General features: G+C 45.1%; 17 protein-coding genes. 16 read left to right on the forward strand and 1 reads right to left on the reverse strand.

Annotated elements, in window-relative coordinates:
• Positions 1-257 precede the first annotated feature (257 nt).
• From H9Q13_RS10525 to H9Q13_RS10595, 15 genes are all read left to right on the forward strand, one after another.
• Positions 258-1091 (forward strand): hypothetical protein, encoded by an 834-nt coding sequence (locus tag H9Q13_RS10525; protein ID WP_191183764.1) that lies wholly within the window; start codon positions 258-260, stop codon positions 1089-1091.
• Positions 1060-2193: a glycosyltransferase family 4 protein gene (locus tag H9Q13_RS10530; protein ID WP_191183765.1), complete on the forward strand. Its 1134-nt coding sequence runs from the start codon at positions 1060-1062 to the stop codon at positions 2191-2193. Before H9Q13_RS10525 ends, H9Q13_RS10530 begins: the two co-directional genes overlap by 32 nt.
• A gap of 130 nt (positions 2194-2323) precedes the next feature.
• Positions 2324-3676: an O-antigen ligase family protein gene (locus H9Q13_RS10535; protein ID WP_191183766.1), complete on the forward strand. Its 1353-nt coding sequence runs from the start codon at positions 2324-2326 to the stop codon at positions 3674-3676.
• A gap of 320 nt (positions 3677-3996) precedes the next feature.
• Positions 3997-4785, forward strand: coding sequence for a PHP domain-containing protein (locus tag H9Q13_RS10540; protein ID WP_191183767.1), 789 nt, complete (start codon positions 3997-3999; stop codon positions 4783-4785).
• Between the two features lie 115 nt (positions 4786-4900).
• Positions 4901-7204, forward strand: coding sequence for an aminotransferase class I/II-fold pyridoxal phosphate-dependent enzyme (locus H9Q13_RS10545; RefSeq protein ID WP_191183768.1), 2304 nt, complete (start codon positions 4901-4903; stop codon positions 7202-7204).
• A complete protein-coding gene (locus tag H9Q13_RS10550; RefSeq protein WP_191183769.1) occupies positions 7179-9332 on the forward strand; it encodes a bi-domain-containing oxidoreductase in 2154 nt (717 codons plus the stop codon). The genes H9Q13_RS10545 and H9Q13_RS10550 overlap by 26 nt, the downstream gene beginning before the upstream one ends.
• Positions 9332-10513 (forward strand): glycoside hydrolase family protein, encoded by a 1182-nt coding sequence (locus tag H9Q13_RS10555; RefSeq protein WP_191183770.1) that lies wholly within the window; start codon positions 9332-9334, stop codon positions 10511-10513. The genes H9Q13_RS10550 and H9Q13_RS10555 overlap by 1 nt, the downstream gene beginning before the upstream one ends.
• Positions 10479-11252: a WecB/TagA/CpsF family glycosyltransferase gene (locus tag H9Q13_RS10560; RefSeq protein ID WP_224744222.1), complete on the forward strand. Its 774-nt coding sequence runs from the start codon at positions 10479-10481 to the stop codon at positions 11250-11252. Before H9Q13_RS10555 ends, H9Q13_RS10560 begins: the two co-directional genes overlap by 35 nt.
• A 71-nt stretch (positions 11253-11323) precedes the next feature.
• Positions 11324-12415 (forward strand): non-hydrolyzing UDP-N-acetylglucosamine 2-epimerase, encoded by a 1092-nt coding sequence (gene wecB, locus H9Q13_RS10565; RefSeq protein ID WP_191183771.1) that lies wholly within the window; start codon positions 11324-11326, stop codon positions 12413-12415.
• Between the two features lie 50 nt (positions 12416-12465).
• Positions 12466-13848 carry an undecaprenyl-phosphate glucose phosphotransferase gene (locus H9Q13_RS10570; protein ID WP_191183772.1) on the forward strand — a complete coding sequence of 461 codons (1383 nt, stop codon included), beginning with the start codon at positions 12466-12468 and terminating at the stop codon, positions 13846-13848.
• A 56-nt stretch (positions 13849-13904) separates the two neighbouring features.
• On the forward strand, positions 13905-15311 hold the full coding sequence (gene hisS / locus H9Q13_RS10575; protein WP_191183773.1) for a histidine--tRNA ligase: 1407 nt from the start codon (positions 13905-13907) through the stop codon (positions 15309-15311).
• Between the two features lie 9 nt (positions 15312-15320).
• Positions 15321-16820, forward strand: coding sequence for a histidine ammonia-lyase (gene hutH / locus H9Q13_RS10580; RefSeq protein ID WP_191183774.1), 1500 nt, complete (start codon positions 15321-15323; stop codon positions 16818-16820).
• A 192-nt stretch (positions 16821-17012) separates the two neighbouring features.
• A complete protein-coding gene (locus tag H9Q13_RS10585) occupies positions 17013-18965 on the forward strand; it encodes a T9SS type B sorting domain-containing protein (protein ID WP_191183775.1) in 1953 nt (650 codons plus the stop codon).
• 104 nt (positions 18966-19069) lie between these two features.
• Positions 19070-19405, forward strand: a complete 336-nt coding sequence (locus H9Q13_RS10590; protein ID WP_191183776.1) for a YbaB/EbfC family nucleoid-associated protein — start codon at positions 19070-19072, stop codon at positions 19403-19405.
• Complete coding sequence (locus H9Q13_RS10595) at positions 19395-20417, forward strand: glycosyltransferase family 2 protein (RefSeq protein WP_191183777.1); 1023 nt, start codon at positions 19395-19397, stop codon at positions 20415-20417. Before H9Q13_RS10590 ends, H9Q13_RS10595 begins: the two co-directional genes overlap by 11 nt.
• Here the strand turns inward: H9Q13_RS10595 and H9Q13_RS10600 are convergent.
• Entirely contained in the window at positions 20412-20630 is a 219-nt protein-coding gene (locus H9Q13_RS10600) for a PspC domain-containing protein (RefSeq protein WP_191183778.1), read from the reverse strand. The genes H9Q13_RS10595 and H9Q13_RS10600 overlap by 6 nt on opposite strands.
• Positions 20631-20820: 190 nt before the next feature.
• On the opposite strand from H9Q13_RS10600, the gene H9Q13_RS10605 reads away from it, so the two are divergent.
• Complete coding sequence (locus H9Q13_RS10605; RefSeq protein WP_224744223.1) at positions 20821-22545, forward strand: tetratricopeptide repeat protein; 1725 nt, start codon at positions 20821-20823, stop codon at positions 22543-22545.
• The last annotated feature ends 68 nt before the right edge of the window (positions 22546-22613 follow it).

Below are 22613 nucleotides of genomic sequence, written 5' to 3' on the forward strand. Positions count from 1 at the left end.
TTGCAGCCTTCATCTTTATAGCTCCCTTCGAGCCGATAAACTACATATTCGTTTTGTTTCTGAATCTCACCTTTTGGGTTATAAACTATCTCGCATTAAGACAGACAATTACATTCATTAAAGAAACACCCACTCCAGTTATTAAAAATACTATTGATAACTTCTTTATAGTCAATTCAATTTTTGTTGTCTCCCAATTTATATTTATTTCATACCAGGAGAAAACATGGAACCCTTATATATATGGATCGTTTGGAATGAGCACTGGAGATTATATAAAAGGAATCTATGCCAATTCCTCGATCAATATGATCATAAATTCATACTTTATTGCCTATTATATTAGCTTAAAACATTGGAAAAAAGTTATTTTAGCAGCATTCATCATGTTAATGACCACTTATATGAGTGGTATCGTATTATTTTTTGGTGGCATCGGCATATTACTAGTAATTGGATTGAAGATATCTTTTTCAAGAAAAATAATCGCAGTATTCGGCGGTATTGCACTGTTATTTATCCTGTATTTTATTTCTCCAGAAAATATTAACTATGCTTTGGAAAACCTATCAAATATTTTCACCCAAAGTCCACCAAGAAAGATCATATCAATCACCCAAACTTTTCAAAATCAAATCTCTGGATTTACCGAATTTATCTTTGGAGAAGGGCCTGGTAGGTTTTCATCTAGAGCTGCCTTTATAGCAGGTGGCGAATACGTCTCTTGGTATCCAGAGAGTCTGGTATATAAAAGTGCGGCATTCACTAAAAACCATTTCAGCCTTTGGAACAACGAAGTTCTCTCTATACCCTACAACGATGGTACGGCTAATCAGCCATTTTCCATATATAACCAATTCTTAGGTGAATATGGATTTGTAGGCCTGCTTTTGCTCTTGTTCTTATACCTTGGCTATTTTATTAAGAGGTATAAATACTTAACCTATGGCAAACTGCTTCTGATTACTACGCTGGGCTATTTTATCCTTGATTACTGGTTTGAGTACTTTTCTGTTCTTGCCATTTTCGAAATGTTTATGCTACTGAACTTAAAATCAAATGAAGAAAAAGAATCTATCGAAACCACATAATAAGCTGTTATTCATCGTACAGCTTCCGCCGCCGGTACATGGTGCTTCAATGATGAATAAATTTGTCGTTGAGAGCAGTCTAATCAATAATGAGTATGATTTGAAGGTCCTTCCACTGAAGTTTGTTGATAGAATAGACCAAATTGGTTCCTTCTCTTGGAAAAAGGCCTGGCTATCTATAATGTTCGTGTATAACTTAGTATTGACGCTTACAAAGTTTAAACCTAATTTGGTTTATTACACTATTGCTCCATTTGGTAATGCCTTTCTCCGTGATGCTTTTTTTGTATTTATTATTAAATTGTTTCGCAGCAAGATTTTATTTCACCTACATGGGAAAGGTATAAAAAACAGCATTCAAAAAAAGCCTTGGATGAAGACTTTGTACAGACAAACTTTCCAAAAAACATCAGTTATACATCTGTCACAAAGCCTTCTATATGATCTAGACCCTTTTATCTCTACCCTCAGCAATATTTTTGTTGTACCGAATGGAATACCAGAGATAAACGATTGGGAAGCATGTACCAAAGTAAAACACCAAGATAAGGTCCAAATCATTTACTTATCCAATCTGGATACAACGAAAGGAGTGCTAGTGCTTTTTGAAGCATTAAAAATCCTAAACAGTGAGCACATTAACTTTGAAGCAAATATTATTGGAAATTCATCAGACATTACTATTAATAATCTTAAAAATCTTGTAAAGGCATCTAAACTTAACGATAAGGTGAAAGTTGTAGGCCCTAAATACAGTTACGAGAAATATCAGTATCTTTTTAATGCCGATATATTCGTTTTTCCCACTTACTACGAAAACGAATGTTTCCCGTTGTCGATATTAGAAGCAATGCAAATGGGTAACGCCATAATTTCTACAAATAATGGAGCAATAAAAGAGATTGTTGTAGAGGGTGAAAATGGTTTTATCGTAGAACAAAAAAATCCAGTAGCTCTTTCCATTAAGATTAAAGAGCTTATTAATAATAGGAAACTGCTCAACAATATGAAATCTAATAATAAAAAGAAATACAAAGACTTGTATACTCTTCAAAATTTTGAAAAATCTATATTAGAGTGTATTGAAAGGGCATCTATTTAATAAGAATAAATGCACTGCAAACAACAAGACTTTTATCAGAAGTTCAACAACTTATGTTGAGAAGCCATAAAGATTCATTTCGCTGGTAATCACCTTTATAAAATCTATTTACCAGTTTTGTTTAGCTAAAATGTCTTTAAAAATTATAGCACAAACCTTTAAATCCTTAACCCTACATAGGGCTTACTTCGGGTGTATCCTTTTGATGGCATTAACGATTCCGTTCCATTATAAAATAAATAATGTAGCAATTGGTTTACTAAGCATTGTTTGGGTATATGGAATTTTAAAAAAAGAACTTCAGCTGAAAAGATTTTTTTTCAATGCAGCGAACATACTAGTACTTTCCATCTTCTTTCTACATTTGATCGGGTTATTTTATTCCGAACACAGAGGTGAGGGTATAAAATCTATTGAAACGCAGCTACCTTTTTTTGCCTTCCCCTTTTTACTGTTCCCACTTAGAAAATTTTATTTAAAAAAATCAAACACTATATTCAATATTTTTCTGTTTGGGTGCTTTATTTCTTCATTAATTGCCTTATTAGGAGCTTTACTCCAAACAATCGAAACTAAAACACTATATACTCTTAATCCAATAACGGGAGTCAATGAATATCATTTCTTCTATCATCAGCTGACAAGCCATATAGGTTTGCATGCAGTTTATTATAGCCTTTACATCGCTTTTTCTCATTTGTTAGTAACTCAAACTGTATTGCACCGTTTTTCATCCCGCAGCATAGTTGAGAAAATATACCTTATATTTCTACTAGTTTACTTTCCGATAATTTTATACCTCTCTCATTCCCTTACTATTATTTTTACTTGGATAGCTTGTTTAATATTATTGATCATTTACTCATTAATAAGCCATCAGCTGATCATAAATAGAAGATTATTGCTTACTGCTGTAGTATTTACATTTCCATTTATCTGTTTTATGGGGTACCGAACGGTGCAGGAGAAAATTAATATTGAAACTGTAGGTGTCTTTAGTTTCAGCGATGGTCAGCATAGTGGAAGTTGGGGAACACTAAATGTAAGACTTGCTAAATGGATTTGTGCCTATGAAGTGTTTGAGGAAAACTTTTGGACTGGCACAGGTACCGGGGACGATATGTCCGCTCTTCTAGAAAAGTATGAACAAAAAGAATTTTGGATTGGCATCCAAAACAGATTTGATCCTCATAATCAATTTTTGAACTATGGAGTGGAGCTTGGCATTTTCGCTGTAACCGTATTTATTTCCATCTTACTCTTGATGTTTAGACAAGGCATTATAAGTCGTAATGTTGAATTATTGACTTTCCTTATATTATTTTTAACATTTAGTTTAACGGAATCGACATTAGCTTCAAACAAGGGGATTGTTTTCTTTGTCTTCTTCAGCCTATGTTTCGTCCACATGACTGGAAAATCAGGTCCAATGAAATCTGACTACCGAAATTACAACAAGAACAATTGTGGACTAGGAAAATAATAACTAATGAAGTGCTATTTATATTGGACACCCTATATATCTCTTGATCAGATTTCCCTATACACTTATGATTACTTAATGCTTCAAAATATAGCCCCTGCACTATTCATTTAAACAATTTTTTCACATATTTGCATTATAATCTCTTCTGAATAACCTGGTAATAGCAAAGGAGAAGAAATTAGCATTTCCTATGACTCTTGACTGTACTTATGAAACCAAACTTGCTTAATCGACTTGCCTCCCTAATGTTTAACTGCACCATCTCTGCTGTTTAGATTATCTTACTGGAATACCTCTATTAAATTTAATTTCCTGAGATGACTATTTCTGAAAAAGAAAGGGTTGTGTGTAATTTTCACGTTCACACCAATTACAGCTTTGACGGCTACAACAGCTTTAGAAAATTATACAAGTTTTCCCGTAAGGCTAACCTCGATGTAATCGCTATCACGGATCATGATACGATTGATGGGGCGCTCGACTTTTCAACCTGGCTCAGGAAAAACGGCAAAGAGGATTTACAGGTAATTATCGGAGAGGAAGTAACCTGTTCGGATGGTACTCATATTATAGGCTTAAACATCGTGCAACACATTCCGGGCGATACACCGCTCACCGTAGTGGAAGCGATCAAAAAACAGGGAGGCTTCGTTTACTTCCCGCATCCAACCCGCCACGATGGAATCCTGTCTTCAGCGTATAAAGACGCCTGCCTTCCGCTCGGTGACTTCTACGAAGCATTCAATGGAAAGGCTCCGCACGATTTCAACCTCCAGGCAATGGACTTTTTTGCGCAGTTTCCAGATATCTTGCCTTTAGCAGGAAGTGACGCACACTACAACTGCGATCTGCTAAAATGTACCTGCGTGTTACCCTATAGCTCCAAGAACCTTCTATCAGAGTATAAGTCGCACAAAAAAATCTGCATAAACGGGTATCCCAAAAAGAATTCAGCAGGGTATTTTCCAACTTATTATAAATTCAAAAGCATACTCAACCCTCCTGGGTTTATTAAATCTTTAGGGAAAGCTGTTTTCCCTGCTTATAAAAATTTTAAAGAAAGAAACTTAGTATTTAAGTTAGAAAAGGTTTATGATAATCTCTAAGAGCAGTAAGTTAAATTTAGTATTTAAGGGCTATGGCTACTTTCTTGCCAAAACGCTGCTTAAAAAGACCGCTCAGTTTACCCCTGAAGATTGGAAAGAGTTTCAATTCAATGAATTGAAAAAAACTCTGCTTAGTGCAAAGGATGTCCCCTATTATGCTAGTCTGTTCTCTGAGATACAGTTCAACCCCAATTATGACTTCAATAGCCTGGAAGATTTGCAAAGAATTCCGCTGTTGAAAAAGGAGATTATAAAAAAAGACTACAGGCACTTTGTAAATCCCAAATACAAGGGCGTAGCCGTCGAGTATAGTACAAGCGGGTCTACGGGCGAGCCGATGAAGATGCTTTTAAGCCCTTATATGGTGGCGATTGACAAAGCCATGATATTCAGGCATACCGCATGGAGTACATCTAAATCACGGCCTAAGATTTTCTCCCTGAGAAGCTATGTGCGCGAAAGCGAGCATGCGCCTTTCTTTAAAAAGAATGCCCTGGAAAATAATGTCTACTATTCAGCTTATGACCTGGACAATAAAAATGCTGACGAGTATGTGAGGCAACTTATTGACTATAACCCGGATATCATCCGCGGTTATCCTTCCTCTATCAATCACCTGGCAGACTTTATATCGCATCATGACGTCACAAAACTGACGAACCTCAAAGGTATCTATACCTCTTCAGAGTCCCTTACTTCATCTGAGAGAGAGAACATAGAAGGCAAGTTTGGCAGAATTCTCTTCAACTGGTATGGCATGACCGAACCAGCCATCATCATTAAAGAGTGTGCCAACCACCATGGCATGCATGTCTGCCTGGAGTATGGCTATCCGGAGTACCAGGATACAGACTATGCTGGCATTAAAAGCCTGGTGACGACCTCTTACTATAATGAGGTGATGCCATTTATCCGATACGAAACCGGGGATTTGGTGGAGTTGAGTGCGCAGGATGAGCCCGCCTGTTCACAGACAAACCTGCCTATGGTCAAAAATGTAATTGGCAGAAAGGACGAGCACATTGTAGGCAAGGACGGTGCAAAACTGCCTTCCATTAACTTCTATACCCTTTTCAGAGATTTCACGAAGGTAAAGGCCTTTCAGCTTGTACAGTTTAGCTCACTTGAGGTACTTGCGCTGGTCAGAACCGACGCCCCGTTGCTGCCCTCTGAAAAGGAAGATATCCTTAATTTGCTCAGACAGAGAATAGGAAACGAGATCCCTATTTATTTAAAGGAGACAGAAGAATTCTACACGAATTCAGATGGCAAGACATTGGTGATTATCAAAAAACCCGGCACGTATAAACTGTCTAATTTTGATGAGTATACCTTGTCCACACAGAAGGCATGGGGGAATTACAGGGAAGGCCAGGTGGCCTATAAGCTTGATTGGAACGAGGCAGACCTAACACCTGCCACCGGCGTATCTGCTCACTTGAGCAAGCTTTTAGCGACAGACCATTATGTAAAGTGGTACCCAGAAACAAATCATGCCGCCTTATTAAACAAACTGGTAGACTACACTAAAGTACCTTCAGCTGATTTTATTATGCTTGCCCATGGCTCTGACAGCGGCATTAGGTTGGTGCTGCAGACATTCAGTACGGGCAAGGACAAGGTGGTGATCACCAGTCCTACCTATGACAATTTCCGCGCTCAGTGTGAGAGCTTCGGTAATGAGATTGTGGCGGTTGATCTGAGGAATGCCCATGAGGAATCTCTACAGAAGCTCATGGCCAGAATCAAGGAACAGGAACCGAGGTTTGTATATTTATGCAACCCGAACAACCCAATCGGTTACAGTTTCACGAACAGCCAGATTGCACAGGTACTCGACCTGTGTACGCAATTAAACTCTATTCTGATTGTAGACGAAGCCTACTTCGAATTCAGGAAGATAAGTGCCACAGAGTTACTCCCTTCTGACAATTTGATAATCATCAGAACGTTCTCCAAAGCATTCGGTCTGGCCGGACTCCGTCTAGGTTATGTACTTAGTTCACCGGCCATCATAAAAGAATTGGGTAAGATCAATAACCCAAAGGATGTGACCATGCTGGGTGTTGAGGCGGGCATTTACTCGCTGGATAATTTCAATCTGGTGGATGCTTATGTAGATGAAGTAAACCGCAATAAAGAGATCTTTTACGAGCACTGTAAACAAAATAATATAGAGTATTATGAATCTGATGCTAATTTTGTGTCATACAAAGTAGAAAACATCGATTCGTACATCCAGCATATGGATACAGCGCATGTTTATATAAGGGATCGCAGAAAGTATTTTAACGATAACTTCGTTAGGATTACAATAGGCGGGAACGAGTCTTTTAATGTTTTCATAGAAAAACATAATTCATTTTTATTAACCAATAAGGAACATACCCGAAGTGAAACAGCTGATACAGAATTTTAAGACCGGAGATTTATATATTGATGACGTACCAATGCCCTCCCTATCTGAAGGTATGGTTCTGGTCGAAAATGAATACTCGCTGATAAGTGCTGGCACTGAACGGAGTACTGTAAAAGTGGCGCAGTCTAATTTGCTCGGTAAAGCGAAGCAGCGCCCTGATCTGGTGGCTCAGGTTATGCAGAACATCAAAAAAGAGGGTCTGGCCGCTACCATTAGCAAAGTAAAAACGAAGCTTGATTCACTGAAGGCGCTTGGGTATAGCACATCGGGAGTGGTTGTTGCATCATTAGATAAGAAGGGACTATTTAAACCAGGCGACAGAGTAGCTTGTGCTGGCCAGGATTATGCTTCGCATGCAGAGCTTGTGGCTATTCCGCAAAATCTGGTCGCTAAGATCCCTGATAATGTGAGTTCGGAAGAGGCGGCATTCACAACCTTGGGTGCCATTGCGCTACAAGGAGTTCGGCAGGCAGATCCTAAGCTAGGCGAGAAAGTATGCGTGATTGGTTTGGGTCTTCTGGGCCAAATTACCTGCCAGTTACTCAGAGCCAATGGTTGTGCTGTTTTCGGAATCGATTTAAATGATGGCTTAGTGAAGCTGGCCAACGAGACATCAGCCGATAAAGCGATGAACAGAGCAGACGCCAATTTAATGGTGTCTTGCGACAGCTTTACGGACGGGCATGGCTTCGACTCCATTATCATTACGGCGGCGGCACCCTCAAACGATCCTATAGAGCTTTCAGCGGAACTGGCCAGAAAGAAAGGTAAGGTTATCATTGTAGGAGCCGTTAAAATGGATATCCCAAGAGACCCTCACTTCTACAGAAAAGAGCTGGATCTGAAAATGTCCTGCTCCTACGGGCCAGGCAGGTATGATGTAGATTATGAAGATCATGGGAGCGATTACCCCTTCGCCTATGTGAGATGGACTGAGCAGCGTAATATGCAGGCGTTTTTGGAGCTGATTTCCCGCAAGGCAATAGACCTCAAGCCGCTGATTACCCATACCTTCGATATCGAAAATGCAACGGAAGCCTATGATATTGTACTAGGAAAAACCAAAGAACCTCACATCGGCATTCTGCTGAAGTATTCGGCCAATGACCAGAAGAAGGGTACGCGCATCACGGTTAAAAACAACCCGCTTTCAACCATAAACATTGGTTTTATAGGGGCCGGAAGTTTTGCGCAAAGCTATCTGATTCCAAATGTGAAAACCTGGGGCGCATCCTTGGATGGCGTGGTAACTTCAAAGGGTATCACGGCTAAAAACGTGGCAGAGAAGTTTGATTTCAATTTCTGCTCATCGGAGGCTAATGATGTTCTCCTAAATGATAGCATCAACACCATCTTTATTGCAACGCCACATTCCTCTCATGCAGACCTGACGATTAATGCCCTGGCCAGTAATAAAAATGTGTTCGTTGAAAAACCTCTTGCCATCAACAGAGAACAACTGCAGCAGGTAGTAAACGCGAAGGCACAGTATGGTCGGCCTCTCATGGTAGGCTTTAACAGGAGGTTTGCCCAGATAAGCGAAGCATTAAAAGCTGAGTTTACCAATATAGGGGAACCACTGGTCGTCAATATCAGAGTAAATGCTGGTTTTATACCTAAGGAGCACTGGACACAGCAAGCCGAAATCGGGGGAGGAAGAATTATTGGAGAGATGTGCCACTTCATCGATTTAATGCAATACTTCACTGATGCTGAACCTGTAAAGGTATACGCTGAGTCAATCACTTCCAGCAACGAGAAGCTTACAACCGAGGACAATATTGCCATCATTGTTAAGTTCAGTGATGGATCGGTTGGCAACCTTACTTATCTGGCTAATGGCGATAAAGCTTTGCCGAAAGAGCAGATTGAGCTATTTGCTGCAGGTAAAGTTGGCGTGATAAATGACTTTAAGGACGGAGTTGTATACAAGAACGGAAAGGCCATAAAGCTAAAGTCTTCAGGCAAGGGACACAGAGAAGAGGTATATAACTTTTTGGAGAGCATCCAGCAAGGGAAAGACTCCCCTATTAGCTTCAGATCGATCTGTTTAACAACAGAAACGACTTTTAGTATTATCGACAGCTTATATACCGGCATCCCTCAGGAAATATCACTAGAGTATTAATGAGCATACAGGAGTCATTTGATAAACTTTTCAGGTACTGCAACACCGAAGAATTTAAAGGATATGATCCATACGATGGCCTGAACAGTAAAATTTTTCAGGCTATACCTTTGCTGTCGGGTAACCGTCTTGCCCGTCTTGCCTGGATACAGGCATTCAAAAGGTTTCCTATCAATTTAAGGCCGCTTTTGGGTGTAAAGAAGGAATACAACCCGAAAGCGTTAGGGCTGTTTTTATCTAGCTACTGCAGTCTTTACCAGCTTGAACCGAAGCAGGAGTATTTAGAGAAGATTAAATTCTTATCGAACCAGCTCCTGCAACTTAAGAGTGAAGGCTGGAGTGGTGCCTGCTGGGGCTATAACTTCGACTGGCAGGCCAGGGCATTCTTCCAGCCCAAACATACCCCCACTGTAGTGGCCACTACTTTTATAGGGAGTGCTTTGTTGGATGCATATGAGATATGTTCAGACGAACGTTTGCTTGACAATGCCAGAAGTGCATGCGATTTTATCCTGAAAGACCTGAACCGCACGCATGATAATAGCGGCAATTTTGCTTTTTCGTATTCCCCACTCGACAAAAGTGTGGTCTTCAATGCTTCTTTACTAGGGAGCCGGTTGTTAGCGCGAGTTTATAGCTTTACCAAAGAAGAAGAGCTTATCAAGGCTGCCCGGCAATCCGTTGCTTTTTGCTGCAGTTATCAGCAAGAAAACGGTTCATGGGCTTACGGCACCTACCATTTCCACCAGTGGATTGATAACTTTCACACAGGTTACAACCTCGAATGCATCAGTGACTACATGCGGTTTTCAGGCGATTTTGCCTTTGAAGCGCAGGTAGAGAAAGGGTTTAAATACTATATCGATACCTTTTTTACAGAAGAAGGAATTCCCAAGTATTACAGTAACTCTATCTACCCCATCGATGTCCATGCGCCGGCACAGATGGTTATAACCATCGCAAAGCTTGGCAAGTTTACAGAACAAAAAGCCCTAATGGACAAGGTTTTAAACTGGACCATTGAACATATGCAATCTGATAAAGGATACTTCTATTATCAGATCAATAAATACTTTTCTTCAAAAATACCTTACATGCGTTGGGCACAGGCCTGGATGTTCTATGCCCTGTCTACCTATTTAGTTTATGATCAGAACAATGAAGCGGGTACAGATCTGTAATATCCCTGTGGATGCATTGACAATGCAGCAAACTATCGACAAAGTAGACAAGGCTATCGCTGAAGGAAAGACTTTACACCATGTTGTAGTCAATGCCGCTAAACTCGTCAATGCCCAAAACGACCAGGAGTTAAGGAGCTCCATCGTAAACTGCGATATCATCAATGCCGATGGACAGGCTGTGGTATGGGCCTCCAGATTGTTGAAACAACCATTACCCGAGAGAGTAGCAGGTATCGATTTGATGCAAAACCTGGTTGAACTGGCAGCAGTGCGCGGTTATAAGATTTTTTTCTTGGGCGCGAAGGAAGAGATTGTCAGAAAAGTGGTAGCGCAATACAGCAAAACATACGGCAACGAAATTATCGGAGGCTACCGCAATGGTTATTTCTCCAAAGAAGAGGAACCTGTTGTAGCCAGGCAGATTGCCGAATCCAAGGCCGATATTTTATTCGTTGCTATGAGTTCCCCCAAAAAAGAGATCTTTTTAGACCAGTACAAAGCGATGATCCAGACACCTTTCATCATGGGAGTTGGCGGAAGTTTCGATGTGGTGGCGGGATTTGTGAGACGGGCACCACGCTGGATGCAAAAGGCAGGTCTTGAATGGCTGTACCGTGTTGGTCAAGAGCCCCAAAGGATGTGGAAGCGTTACCTGGTCACAAATACGGGATTTATTTATCTAATAGCGAAGGAAAAAGCCAAGCTAGTATTAGGCAGCAAAGCTGACACTATATAAGTATTACTTGTGAACTTGTCTTGCTAATTTACATTATCAGTTAATCATTAAAACTCCTTAGAAATACCGGTATGAAGATCACGATTATAGCGGGTGCCAGGCCAAACTTCATGAAAATAGCCCCTATTATTGACGCCATTGAGGAATCATCTTCCAATGGAGGGGATATCAGTTACCGACTTGTGCATACCGGGCAGCACTACGACAAAAAAATGAGTCATGATTTTTTTGAGCAGTTAGGTATACCGGAGCCGCATGTGAACCTGGAGGCTGGCGGCGGTACCCAAGCTGAGCAAACTGCCAACATCATGGTGCGCTTCGAAAAGGAATTACAGGCAAATCCAACGGACCTTGTATTGGTTGTAGGAGATGTGACATCTACCATGGCCTGCTCTATCGTTGCAAAAAAATTAAACACCAAGGTAGCACATGTAGAAGCAGGTATACGTTCAGGAGATATGACGATGCCGGAAGAAATTAACCGAATTGTGACAGACGCTATCACAGATTACTTTTTTACGACTTCTGTAGCTGCAAACAGAAATTTGCAAAAGAATGGTGTGCCTGATAGTCGGATTTTTTTTGTCGGCAATACCATGATCGATACCCTTTTGAGGCAAATGCCTAATTTCCGTAAACCCAATGTGTGGGATGAGGCATCGCTAACGTCTGGCCAGTATTTTGTTCTCACGCTGCACCGCCCGGCAAATGTCGACCAAGAGCAACAGCTGAAGCTACTTATTGATGAAATTGTGACCCTGAGCAAGGGATTGCCTATAGTATTCCCGGTACACCCACGAACAGCCCAAATTCTCACAAGAATCGGAATCACGGCATCCAACATGTATCTGATCGATCCTCTGAGCTATCTGGAATTCAACTATCTGGTGCAGCACGCCAAAGCAGTTATTACCGATTCAGGAGGCATAACAGAAGAGACCACCGTAATGGGTATTCCTTGCATGACACTGCGTGATAATACGGAGAGACCCGAAACCTGTGAAATTGGCACCAATGAGTTGCTAGGCACCGACCCGAAGGCCCTGAAACCTGCCATGGAAAAACTATTCAGCGGAAACTGGAAGAAAGGCACCATACCTGAACTATGGGATGGGAAAACCGCCCGAAGAATTGTTGCTGCTCTGGAAAGCACCCTTAACTAGGAAGGAAAGAAATAAACCCGATAAAATACGCGTAACGAAACGTATTAGGTATGGCAGGACTCTACTCAAAATACATCAAGCTTATTCATGCGCTGGGGGATATCGTAGCTGTAGTAGTCTCTTCCATTGTATCCTACCTCATTCTTTACAAGAGCTTTGATGATTTTATAATATCTAGGCACGCCCATTTTATTCTTTTCCTTATAGGTGCGTGGTATTTATGCACCAATTTGCTTGGTACATACAGATTTTACAGAGTAACGCACATTTTTCGTGTTATTACTAATGTGCTCAAGGTAATTTTACTGTATATCCTACTCATTGAGGCAGCACTTAATATTCTCAATATTGAGAATTTCTCGCGCCCATACCTGCTATACCATTATCTCTCGCTTGCTATATTCGTGATGCTTTGGAGAATCGTAGTCATTACTTCGCTGCGGTACTACCGCAGAATGGGCTACAACTACCGCAAAGTGATCATTGTCGGATACAACAATGCCTCAAAGGATTTGCGCCGTTTCTTCAATACCCGACCTGAGCACGGCTATCGGTTCATGGGTTTCTTTGACGACAAATTTGTTGGCCACCCCGGGGTAGTAGGAAAGGTGGATGACATTGAGCAATTCGTGCTGCAAAATGATGTTGATGAAATCTACTGCTGCCCCTTTGAGCTGGAAAAAGAGCAGGTAACCCGATTGCTGAACTTCGTAGACAATAACCTTGTCCGCATGAAGTTCCTTCCTGAGCCGGGAGGCTTCCCCTACAAAAAACTACAGGTTGACTTCTACGACATGCTTCCGGTGCTTGTTTTCCGGTCCATCCCGTTAGACGACTCCATCAATAAGTTTCTTAAACGGTCCTTTGATATCGTCTTTTCGCTCTTAGCTATCGTGTTTTTGCTTTCATGGCTGCTCCCTATCCTCGCTTTGGTCATCAGACTAGACTCCAAAGGACCTGTCTTTTTCAGGCAGGAACGTTCCGGTCTGGACAACAAAAAATTCAAGTGCTGGAAACTTCGGACCATGCACGTTAACCATGAGGCTAATCTGAAACAGGCGCAACGCGGTGATTCCCGCATCACGCCAATTGGCGCTTTCCTGCGTAAAACCAGTCTGGATGAGCTTCCTCAGTTCTTCAATGTGCTGATCGGGAATATGTCAATTGTGGGTCCAAGACCGCATATGTTGAGCCATACCGAATATTATGCCGTGCTGGTTGACAAGTTCATGGTGCGCCATTTTATCAAACCAGGTATAACCGGCCTGTCCCAGGTGCGTGGTTTCAGGGGTGATACCAGTGAAATCCACCAAATGCGCGGCCGTGTGAAGCTCGACATCTTTTACCTCGAAAACTGGTCTTTTTTCCTAGATCTCAAAATTGTTTTCTACACCGTGTATAACATGCTGCGCGGCGAGGACAACGCATTTTAAAAATCACTTCCTGCATTTGCTCCTGTTTTAGTAACTTCGCCTGCAAAGTTGAAAGCATGAGCAAAGAAAAACCATCCATACCGAAAGGAACACGTGACTTTGGCCCGGCAGTAGTGGTCAAACGCAACTATATATTTGGCGTGATCAAGCGCACCTTCGAGAAATTCGGCTACCTGCCACTCGAAACGCCCGCCATGGAACAGTTGTCGGTTCTGACCGGCAAGTATGGCGACGAAGGCGACCAGCTGATCTTCAAGATTCTGAACTCAGGTGATTACCTGTCTAAGACCAATGCCACCGATATTGAGCAAGGTTCGAAGCACCTGACCCGCAAAATTTCAGAGAAAGCTTTGCGCTACGACCTGACAGTGCCTTTCGCCCGCTTCGTGGTGATGAACCGCAACGAAATCAGTTTTCCGTTCAAGCGCTACCAGATTCAGCCCGTTTGGCGTGCCGACCGTCCGCAGCGTGGCCGCTACCGTGAGTTCTACCAATGCGACGCCGATGTGGTGGGTACGAACTCCCTGCTTTGCGAGGCCGAGATCGTGCAGATGATCGACGAGGTGCTGAGTACGTTGGGTATGACAGACTTTACCATCAAGATCAACCACAGAGGTATACTGGCAGGTATAGCCGAAGCCATCGGTGAGAAAGGGCGCGAGGGAGATATCTGTGTAGCTATCGACAAACTGGATAAGATCGGGGCGGAAGGTGTGCGCAAAGAACTGCTGGAGCGAGGTATAGCCGAAGGTGCCGTGGACAAACTGGAGCCGCTCTACAACCTGACTGGCACCAACGAAGAGATACTCACCCAACTGCAAACTATTCTCGGCAACACTGAAGAAGGGCAGCGCGGACTGCAGGACCTGCAGGCTGTATGGCAATATCTGGAGCAACTGGGCAGTTATGCGCTTGTTACAAAAAACCCATCGGGTCAGCCACGACTGCAGCTGGATGTAACATTGGCCCGAGGCCTCTCCTACTATACGGGCTGCATTTTCGAAGTGAAGGTGAACAACGCCAACATGGGTAGCATCAGTGGTGGTGGCCGTTACGACAACCTGACAGGTATGTTCGGTATGCCGGGCGTTTCGGGTGTTGGTTTCTCTTTTGGCGTGGATCGCATTTATGATGTACTGGAAGAGTTGCAACTGTTCCCGGCCAGCAGCGAGGTTGGCACCAAAGTGCTGATCGTGCAGTTTGACAAGGAATCAGAAATGTATGCTTTGCCCTTGCTGCAGAAAATGCGCGATGCCGATATCGCGTCGGAGCTATACCCGGAAGCCGCAAAATTAAAGAAGCAGATGAGCTACGCAGACCAGAAAAACATCCCGTTTGTGTTACTGATCGGCTCTGAGGAAATGGCAACCGGCAAGCTGAAGCTGCGCGATATGCAGACAGGCGAACAGGACGAGTTATACATCGACGATATCATTTCTCAGCTAAAATCCGGATCCCTTTAATCACATTGCATGAGTGACGTACACCATATCTCCAGTCAGCACCTGAGCCTGGAGCAGATCGAGACCATTATCGGCAACAGGTATAGCCTGGCGCTTTCACAGGACGCAGAGGAGCGTATTCTACATTGCCACGATTATCTGCACCGCAAGATCGCCAGCACGGACAAGAGCATCTATGGCATCAACACCGGTTTCGGTTCGCTGTATAAGAAGCAGATATCCAATGATAATCTGGAGCAATTGCAACGCAACCTGATGATGTCGCATGCCTGTGGTACCGGTGACGAGGTGCCTGCGGAAGTGGTTAAACTGATGCTGCTGCTCAAAATCCAGTCGCTGGCGTACGGCAACAGTGGTGTTCAGCTGCAAACAGTAAAACGGCTCATTGACTTCTACAACCGCGATATATACCCTATTGTGTACCAGCAGGGCTCTCTCGGTGCCAGTGGCGACTTGGCTCCCCTGGCGCACCTTTGCCTGCCCCTGCTTGGTTTAGGTGAGGTTTACTACCAGGGTTACCGACTGGAAAGCCGCCACGTACTGGAAATGTTCAGTTGGGATCCCATCGCTTTACAGGCAAAAGAAGGACTGGCCCTGCTCAATGGCACCCAGTTTATGGGGGCTTATGGCGTATATTGTCTGCTACAGGCCCGACGCTTATCCAACGCAGCCGATGTGGTGGGTGCCCTGTCGCTGGACGCATTCGACGGGCGCATTGAGCCTTTTAATCACCTGATTCACCAGGCCAGGCCACATCGTGGTCAGTTGCAGACGGCCGAGACTTTCCAGCAACTCCTGCAAGGCAGCGAATTAATCCAACAGCACAAGCAACACGTGCAGGACCCGTACTCCTTCCGCTGCATTCCGCAAGTGCATGGCGCCTCCAAAGACGCTATCCGCTATGCGGAGGAGGTATTTTTAACAGAAGTGAATTCAGTGACGGATAACCCGAATATCTTCCCCTATGAGGATGAGATCATTTCTGGGGGCAACTTCCATGGTCAGCCTTTGGCTTTAGCCCTGGATTTCCTGGCGATCGCAGTGGCGGAGCTTGGAAGTATATCCGAGCGCCGCACCTACCAGCTCATATCCGGTAGCAGGGGCCTTCCTGACTTTTTGGTGGCGGAACCAGGGCTTAACTCCGGTTTCATGATCACGCAATACACCGCGGCCTCCATCGTGAGCCAGACCAAGCAGTTTTGCACGCCGGCTTCTATCGATACGATCCCTTCCTCTAACGGACAGGAAGACCATGTGAGCATGGGTGCCAATGCGGCTACCAAGCTTTATAAAGTGGTGCAGAACGTAGAGCGTGTACTGGCTATTGAGCTGATGAATGCGGCGCAGGCACTTGAGTTCCGTCGCCCTCTGCGCACTTCACCGAAATTAGAGCAACTAGTAGAGGATTTCAGACAACATGTAGGCTTTGTAAGCACCGATCGGGTCATGAGTCCCGATATGGAGCGCAGCGCAGCCTTTTTGAGAAACTCAAGGTTAGCCGTCGTTTGACCTTAATCCGGCCTTAATCTTCAAAAGCCCGCATCGGCCATCTTAACAGGTATAGCAGGTGCGGGCTTTTGCTTTGCGGGGACTTCCTATACCTAAAAACCTGCTTACCGGGCGTTATTTTACAGACTTCGCCTTTTCTCCTTTCCCCGACTTCTGTATATTCGTAGCATAGCCAGACCAAATTCCTATACCTTGAGGTTACTACTTTATATATGCACGCTACTGCTCGCTATACCTGTCAAAGCTCAAAATGGCTGCTTCCGTGTCTTACAGAATGGAATAGAAGTGACTGTGATCTGCGCAGGTATACCGGTCTATTTTGAAGACTGCACCCCTAATCCCGATCCGAACGCCATCATTTTCTACGATCCGGGGCCAGCAGCCTTCAACCCAAGCAGCTTTGACGAAAACAAACTGGTCCGAAAAGGGAGCGATAATCGTTATCAGTACACCTATACCCAACCCGGGACCTACCGCATCACGCAAATTATCAACCGCGCAGGAGGAGGTGGCACCACTACACTGGAGCGCACTTTTGAGGTAAAAACAGCGCCTGAACCTACATTTACAGTTACTACCTGCGCCAGCCGAAGCGCCCAGGTAACCATCTCAGACACGAACTATAACCTCTTTGACATTGACTACGGTGACGGGACTATCAGGCGGAACGTGACGGCCGGTACGCAGCCTGCCTATACCTATTCCAATGCTTCTAATTCTTACACGATTACCGTAACAGCCAAATATAATGGAGGTTCCTGCGAGAATAGCAGCAGCAAATCATTTACGTTACTCCCTGCTCCCACTACTCCGGTTATCTCCCGACTCGAAGTGATTCGTGAGGAGATGACCGGAGAGATTTCTCTCAACATAGTAAATCTGCAACCAGGCTACAGTTATGTCATAGAGCGCTTCTCCCCTGCGACTGCCAGGTATGAGCCGATCCATACGACGCAGGTGTTGACGCAGAGTTCACTGAATGATTACCGCGTGCAGGGTATAAACACAGCCGAGGCGACGCCATACAGGGTTCTACCCATCGATCCCTGCGGTACTGTATTGAGTGGTGTCGCTTCTGTGCCCTTGAGCAGTATATCCTTAGCTGTACAGCCCGGAAACGAAAAGGCCACTCTCACCTGGAAGGGCAACAACGCCAATGCGCAGCGTTACGAAATCACCCGAAACGGTATGCCTCTGCAGTCTGTCGACCGGAATGTAAACGCGTATACCGATCAAAACCTGGTCTGCGGACAAAACTACTGCTACCGGGTAACAGGTATAGCAAGCGGTGGTGCAAGCACTTCTGTATCAGTTGAACGCTGTGTGCAGGTAACCTCCACCGCCACGCCCCCGGCAGGCTATCTCTATACCTCTTACGATGAGGCAAACCAGGTCCAGCTTCTCTTCACTGTGCCCCAGGGCCAGCAAAGCCAACGGGTGCGGTACCGGCGCAGTATCGAAGGAACACCTTACAGCGATATCGCCACAACAGATAAAACGGAGTATATGGATCGGCTGCAAGCACCGAATGCAGTGTGCTACCAGGCATTCTACACCAATCCGTGTAACAGGGAGTCTGTGGTGAGCAACACGAGCTGCCCGGTATACCTGATCGTGCTGCCCCAGGAAAACCCAGCCGTCGTCGGGTTGGGCTGGACGGGCTATGTGGGATTTCCGGATGGGGTCGGCCAGTACACGGTTGAAGTACTGAATGAGAATAACCAGGTTATCGCCAGTTACCCCGCTTCCGGCAACACCTTCGCCGACCGAAATTTGCGTGAGGAACAGCAGGATCTGCGCTACCGCATCAAGGCAACATCTGGCAGTGGCAATGCCGTTACTTACTCCAATACCCAGGTCGTGAAGCAGCCGCTGCAGGTACATGTGCCGACTGCCTTTACACCTAACAACGATGGGCTTAATGATGTGCTGGAGGTGAAAGGAAGATTCATAAAAGACTTCCGGATAATAATCTACAACAGCATGGGCCAAGTGGTGTTTACCTCCAACGACAGGGCCAACAGCTGGGACGGAACTTACCAGGGCAAACTTCAACCGGCCGGGGCCTATGCCTACGAAATCAATATCATCACCACCAACGGAGAAAAGAAACGCCGTACCGGCACTGTTACCTTGCTGCGGTAGTTCTGTGCAGGCTTATCGTATTCTGCCATTATGCTTGTATATTTGTAAAAGCCGAGAGGCATATTGATCGTTATACTCGTAAACAACCTAAAAGAAGATAGACTATGTTTGATATGATGGGCATGATGGGCAAGATGAAAGAAGTCCAGGCCAAAATGAAAGAAGCGCAGGATAACCTGCAACACATTACTGTTACCGCTGAGTCCGGAGCCGGACTGGTGAAGGCTACTGTGAACGGTCAGCGCAAGTTGCTTAAAATTGAAATTGACGACTCTATTCTGAACACCAACGACCGCGACATGGTAAACGACCTGGTGGTAGCAGCCGTGAACAACGCCATGCTGACTGCCGGCGAGCGTGCTCAGGAAGAAATAAAGAAAAGCACCGAAGGCCTTATTCCAAACATCCCGGGCTTAGATTTAGGAAACTTTGGTCTCTAATCCGGGCCTCACGGCTATTGTTATACTCAACTGGAACGGGCTCCGCTTTTTGCAGGAGTTCCTGCCATCGGTAGTGGCCAACAGCCCTGGCTGCGATGTCATCGTGGCCGACAATGCCTCTTCCGATGGCTCCATTCCTTTTCTGCAGACACACTTCCCGGAAGTGCGCATCATCCAGAACAGCGATAACTTTGGCTTTTGCGAGGGCTATAACATCGCCCTTCGTCAGGTAGACGCCAAGTATTATGTCCTGCTGAACTCCGATGTGGACGTGCCACCAGGTTGGACTGAGCCCATCATCGATTTGATGGAGCAGGATGAGACCATAGCCGTTTGTCAGCCAAAAATCAACGCGCAACAGCATCCCGGTTTCTTTGAGTACGCCGGTGCCGCCGGGGGGATGCTCGACGCCCTAGGCTACCCTTTCTGCCGCGGACGCCTCTTCGAAACGCTGGAGGAAGACCGGGGACAGTATGACGACGTGACTGAAGTGTTCTGGGCGACAGGGGCCTGTATGTTTGTCAGGGCCGAAACCTACCATGCCTTGGGCGGACTGGAACCTGCTTTTTTTGCCCACATGGAAGAAATTGACTTTTGCTGGCGCGCAAAAAACGCGGGGTATAAAGTTATGTATAACGGCCTGAGTCAGGTATACCATGTGGGAGGTGGCACCTTGCACAAATCAAACCCGCGAAAAACGTATCTTAATTTCCGGAACGGGCTGGCTTTGCTTTACAAAAACCTGCCGCGCGGCGAGTTTTTCTCTACCATGGTCATTCGTATTCTGCTGGACTGGGTGGCTGCCCTGCGTATGCTGCTCGCCGGACAGAAGGCAGATGCCAAGGCCGTGCTCGACGCACACACTGACTTGCTGCGTAACAGCAAATATTGGCGGAGGCGCAGAAAAGAGCAACTGCAAAAAGGTAGTTTCCCGGCCATGACCGGCGTTTACAGGGGGAGTGTCGTTTGGGAGTACTTTGTGCGGCAGAAGCGTACGGCGCGGGACTTATAGATCCCAAACCGTGCTACGCTCCCGGCGGAGATGCTTGCTCACGTTCATCCAGAACGCCATCACGAAATAAATGATTACCGGCGACCCGAAAGTAAGAAACGAAACATAAATAAAGGACAGGCGAATGCTGCTGGACGCTATACCCAGTTTTTCTCCCAACATCGTGCAAACCCCAAAAGCCTGAGATTCGATAAAGTATTGTAGCCTTTTCAAGTTCGTTTAGTTTTAATTTTAAAAGTAGGAATAAATTATACTTTTGTCAATATGAAATGACAAAAGCATCTATCAGCTAACGTCTTGGTACACGCGTCAGTGTACTTTTTACGTGGAATTCCCAAAACCGTATATGATTCAACTTAAGAAATCTTCTGTCCGGCTCTTCCCCATAGCCCTCCTCCTGGTCATGACTAATACAGGATGCACGCTTTCCCAAATGGTGAAACAGGCCAAAAAGCAGGAAATAACCGTTCAACCCAATCCCTTGACAACCCGTGGCGAGGAAGTGGTTTTCGAGATGAAAGCGACTTTGCCCAAGAAGATGCTCAAGGACGGCTATCGCTATAAAATAGATGTGCAGTATGAGGCTGACGGCCAAAAGCCCGAGCATGTGGGCGCCCTTAACTTCGATATCGGGGAGTATCTGTATGATAATGGCAAACCCACCATGACCAAGGAATTTTCCTTCCCATACGCTCCGCAAAAGAACAAAGGCAGGTTGTTGGTGCAAGGCACCGCCATAGACAAGCGCAAACGCGACCGCGTGAAGTATACGGATGAAGAGCAGGTGGCAGTTGGGTTACTGACTACACCCCTGCTGATGGTGCGCAGCAACGAGTTCGGCTATATACCTGACAATTACAAAGCCACTGCCGAAGGGCCTGGAAAACTGCCTTTCTATTTCGACGAGAACCAATCCACCATCCAAAGTTACCGGGGTCATTACCTGGACGTACTCGATCAGTACGCCATGGACACGGTAAAGCACCAGACTATCGTGATAACGGGAAGTCAGGCACCTCATGAGAAAGGGACTGATCTGGCACAAAAACGGGCTAGATCACTGGCGGACTATTATCAACGCAAAGTCAGCGCACTGGACTACTCGGGTAAGAAGATCAACGTTGAGGTTAAGACAAGCCCGTTTAGCTGGGGCGCACTACAGGAGAAGGTACAAAAATCGGCACTCCCGAAGGCGCATAAACAGGAGGTGATGACGATCCTGCAAAGCAGCGGCACAGACAGGCAAAAGACACAATCACTGCAACAAAGCCAGGCATTTGATTATATGCAGCAGTACATTTACCCAACCATGCGCTATGCCCTTGTAGAAATCGACTATAACCGCCAGCGCAAATCGGACTATGAGCTATACCTGCTAGCCCAACGCATAGCGGAGGAAACGGCCAGCGCCGATGTGCTGACCGAGGAAGAATTACACTACGCCGCCACCCTGACGCCGCTGCTGGCGGAGCGTCGCAAACTGTATGAGGCTGCCGTAAAAACTACCGACAAATGGCCGGCTTACTATAACCTGGGCGTAGTGTATACAGAGATGGCACGCAAAGACTATCGTCCCTCAGCAAAAGAGGCACTTTTGGATAAAGCCATCCATAACCTGAATTTTGCAGGATTCCGCCAGCCGACTGCCCAAGTGAACTATGCGCTGGCCAGTGCCTACCACCTGCGAGGCAACCGCGAAAAGGCCCTGCAGACCTATGACTATGCGATAAAACTAGGTGGTCCGGAAGAGCTGCTATACCGCATTTTCACTGATAAAGCCGCAGTGGAGATTGAAATGGGGTTGTACGATGCAGCCATCCGTAGCCTGACCTATGCCGGCGACAGTTACCAAACCAACATGAACCTGGGTTTGAGCTATCTGCTCAAAGAGAACTACGAAGGTGCTATACGCTACTATGAGAAAGCGCTGGAACTGAAACCAGAGGATGCCCTGGCGCATTACTCATTGGCCATTGTGGGAGCCCGGGAGCAAAACGAGGGCCGCCTGCACCTGCACTTGCGGCGCGCTATCCGGCAGGATCGCTCCTTTATGGAAAAGGCCTTTGAGGACTTGGAGTTCCGGGCTTACCATGGCAAACCCGAATTTAGACAGGCCTTGTTACGATAAGTTGGTTACTATACATTGCAAATTGCCAGACTTATCTTAATTTTACCCACAGAACCGAGAATTAAACA

The organism is Pontibacter aquaedesilientis, from assembly GCF_014773225.1.
Lineage (GTDB): Bacteria > Bacteroidota > Bacteroidia > Cytophagales > Hymenobacteraceae > Pontibacter > Pontibacter aquaedesilientis.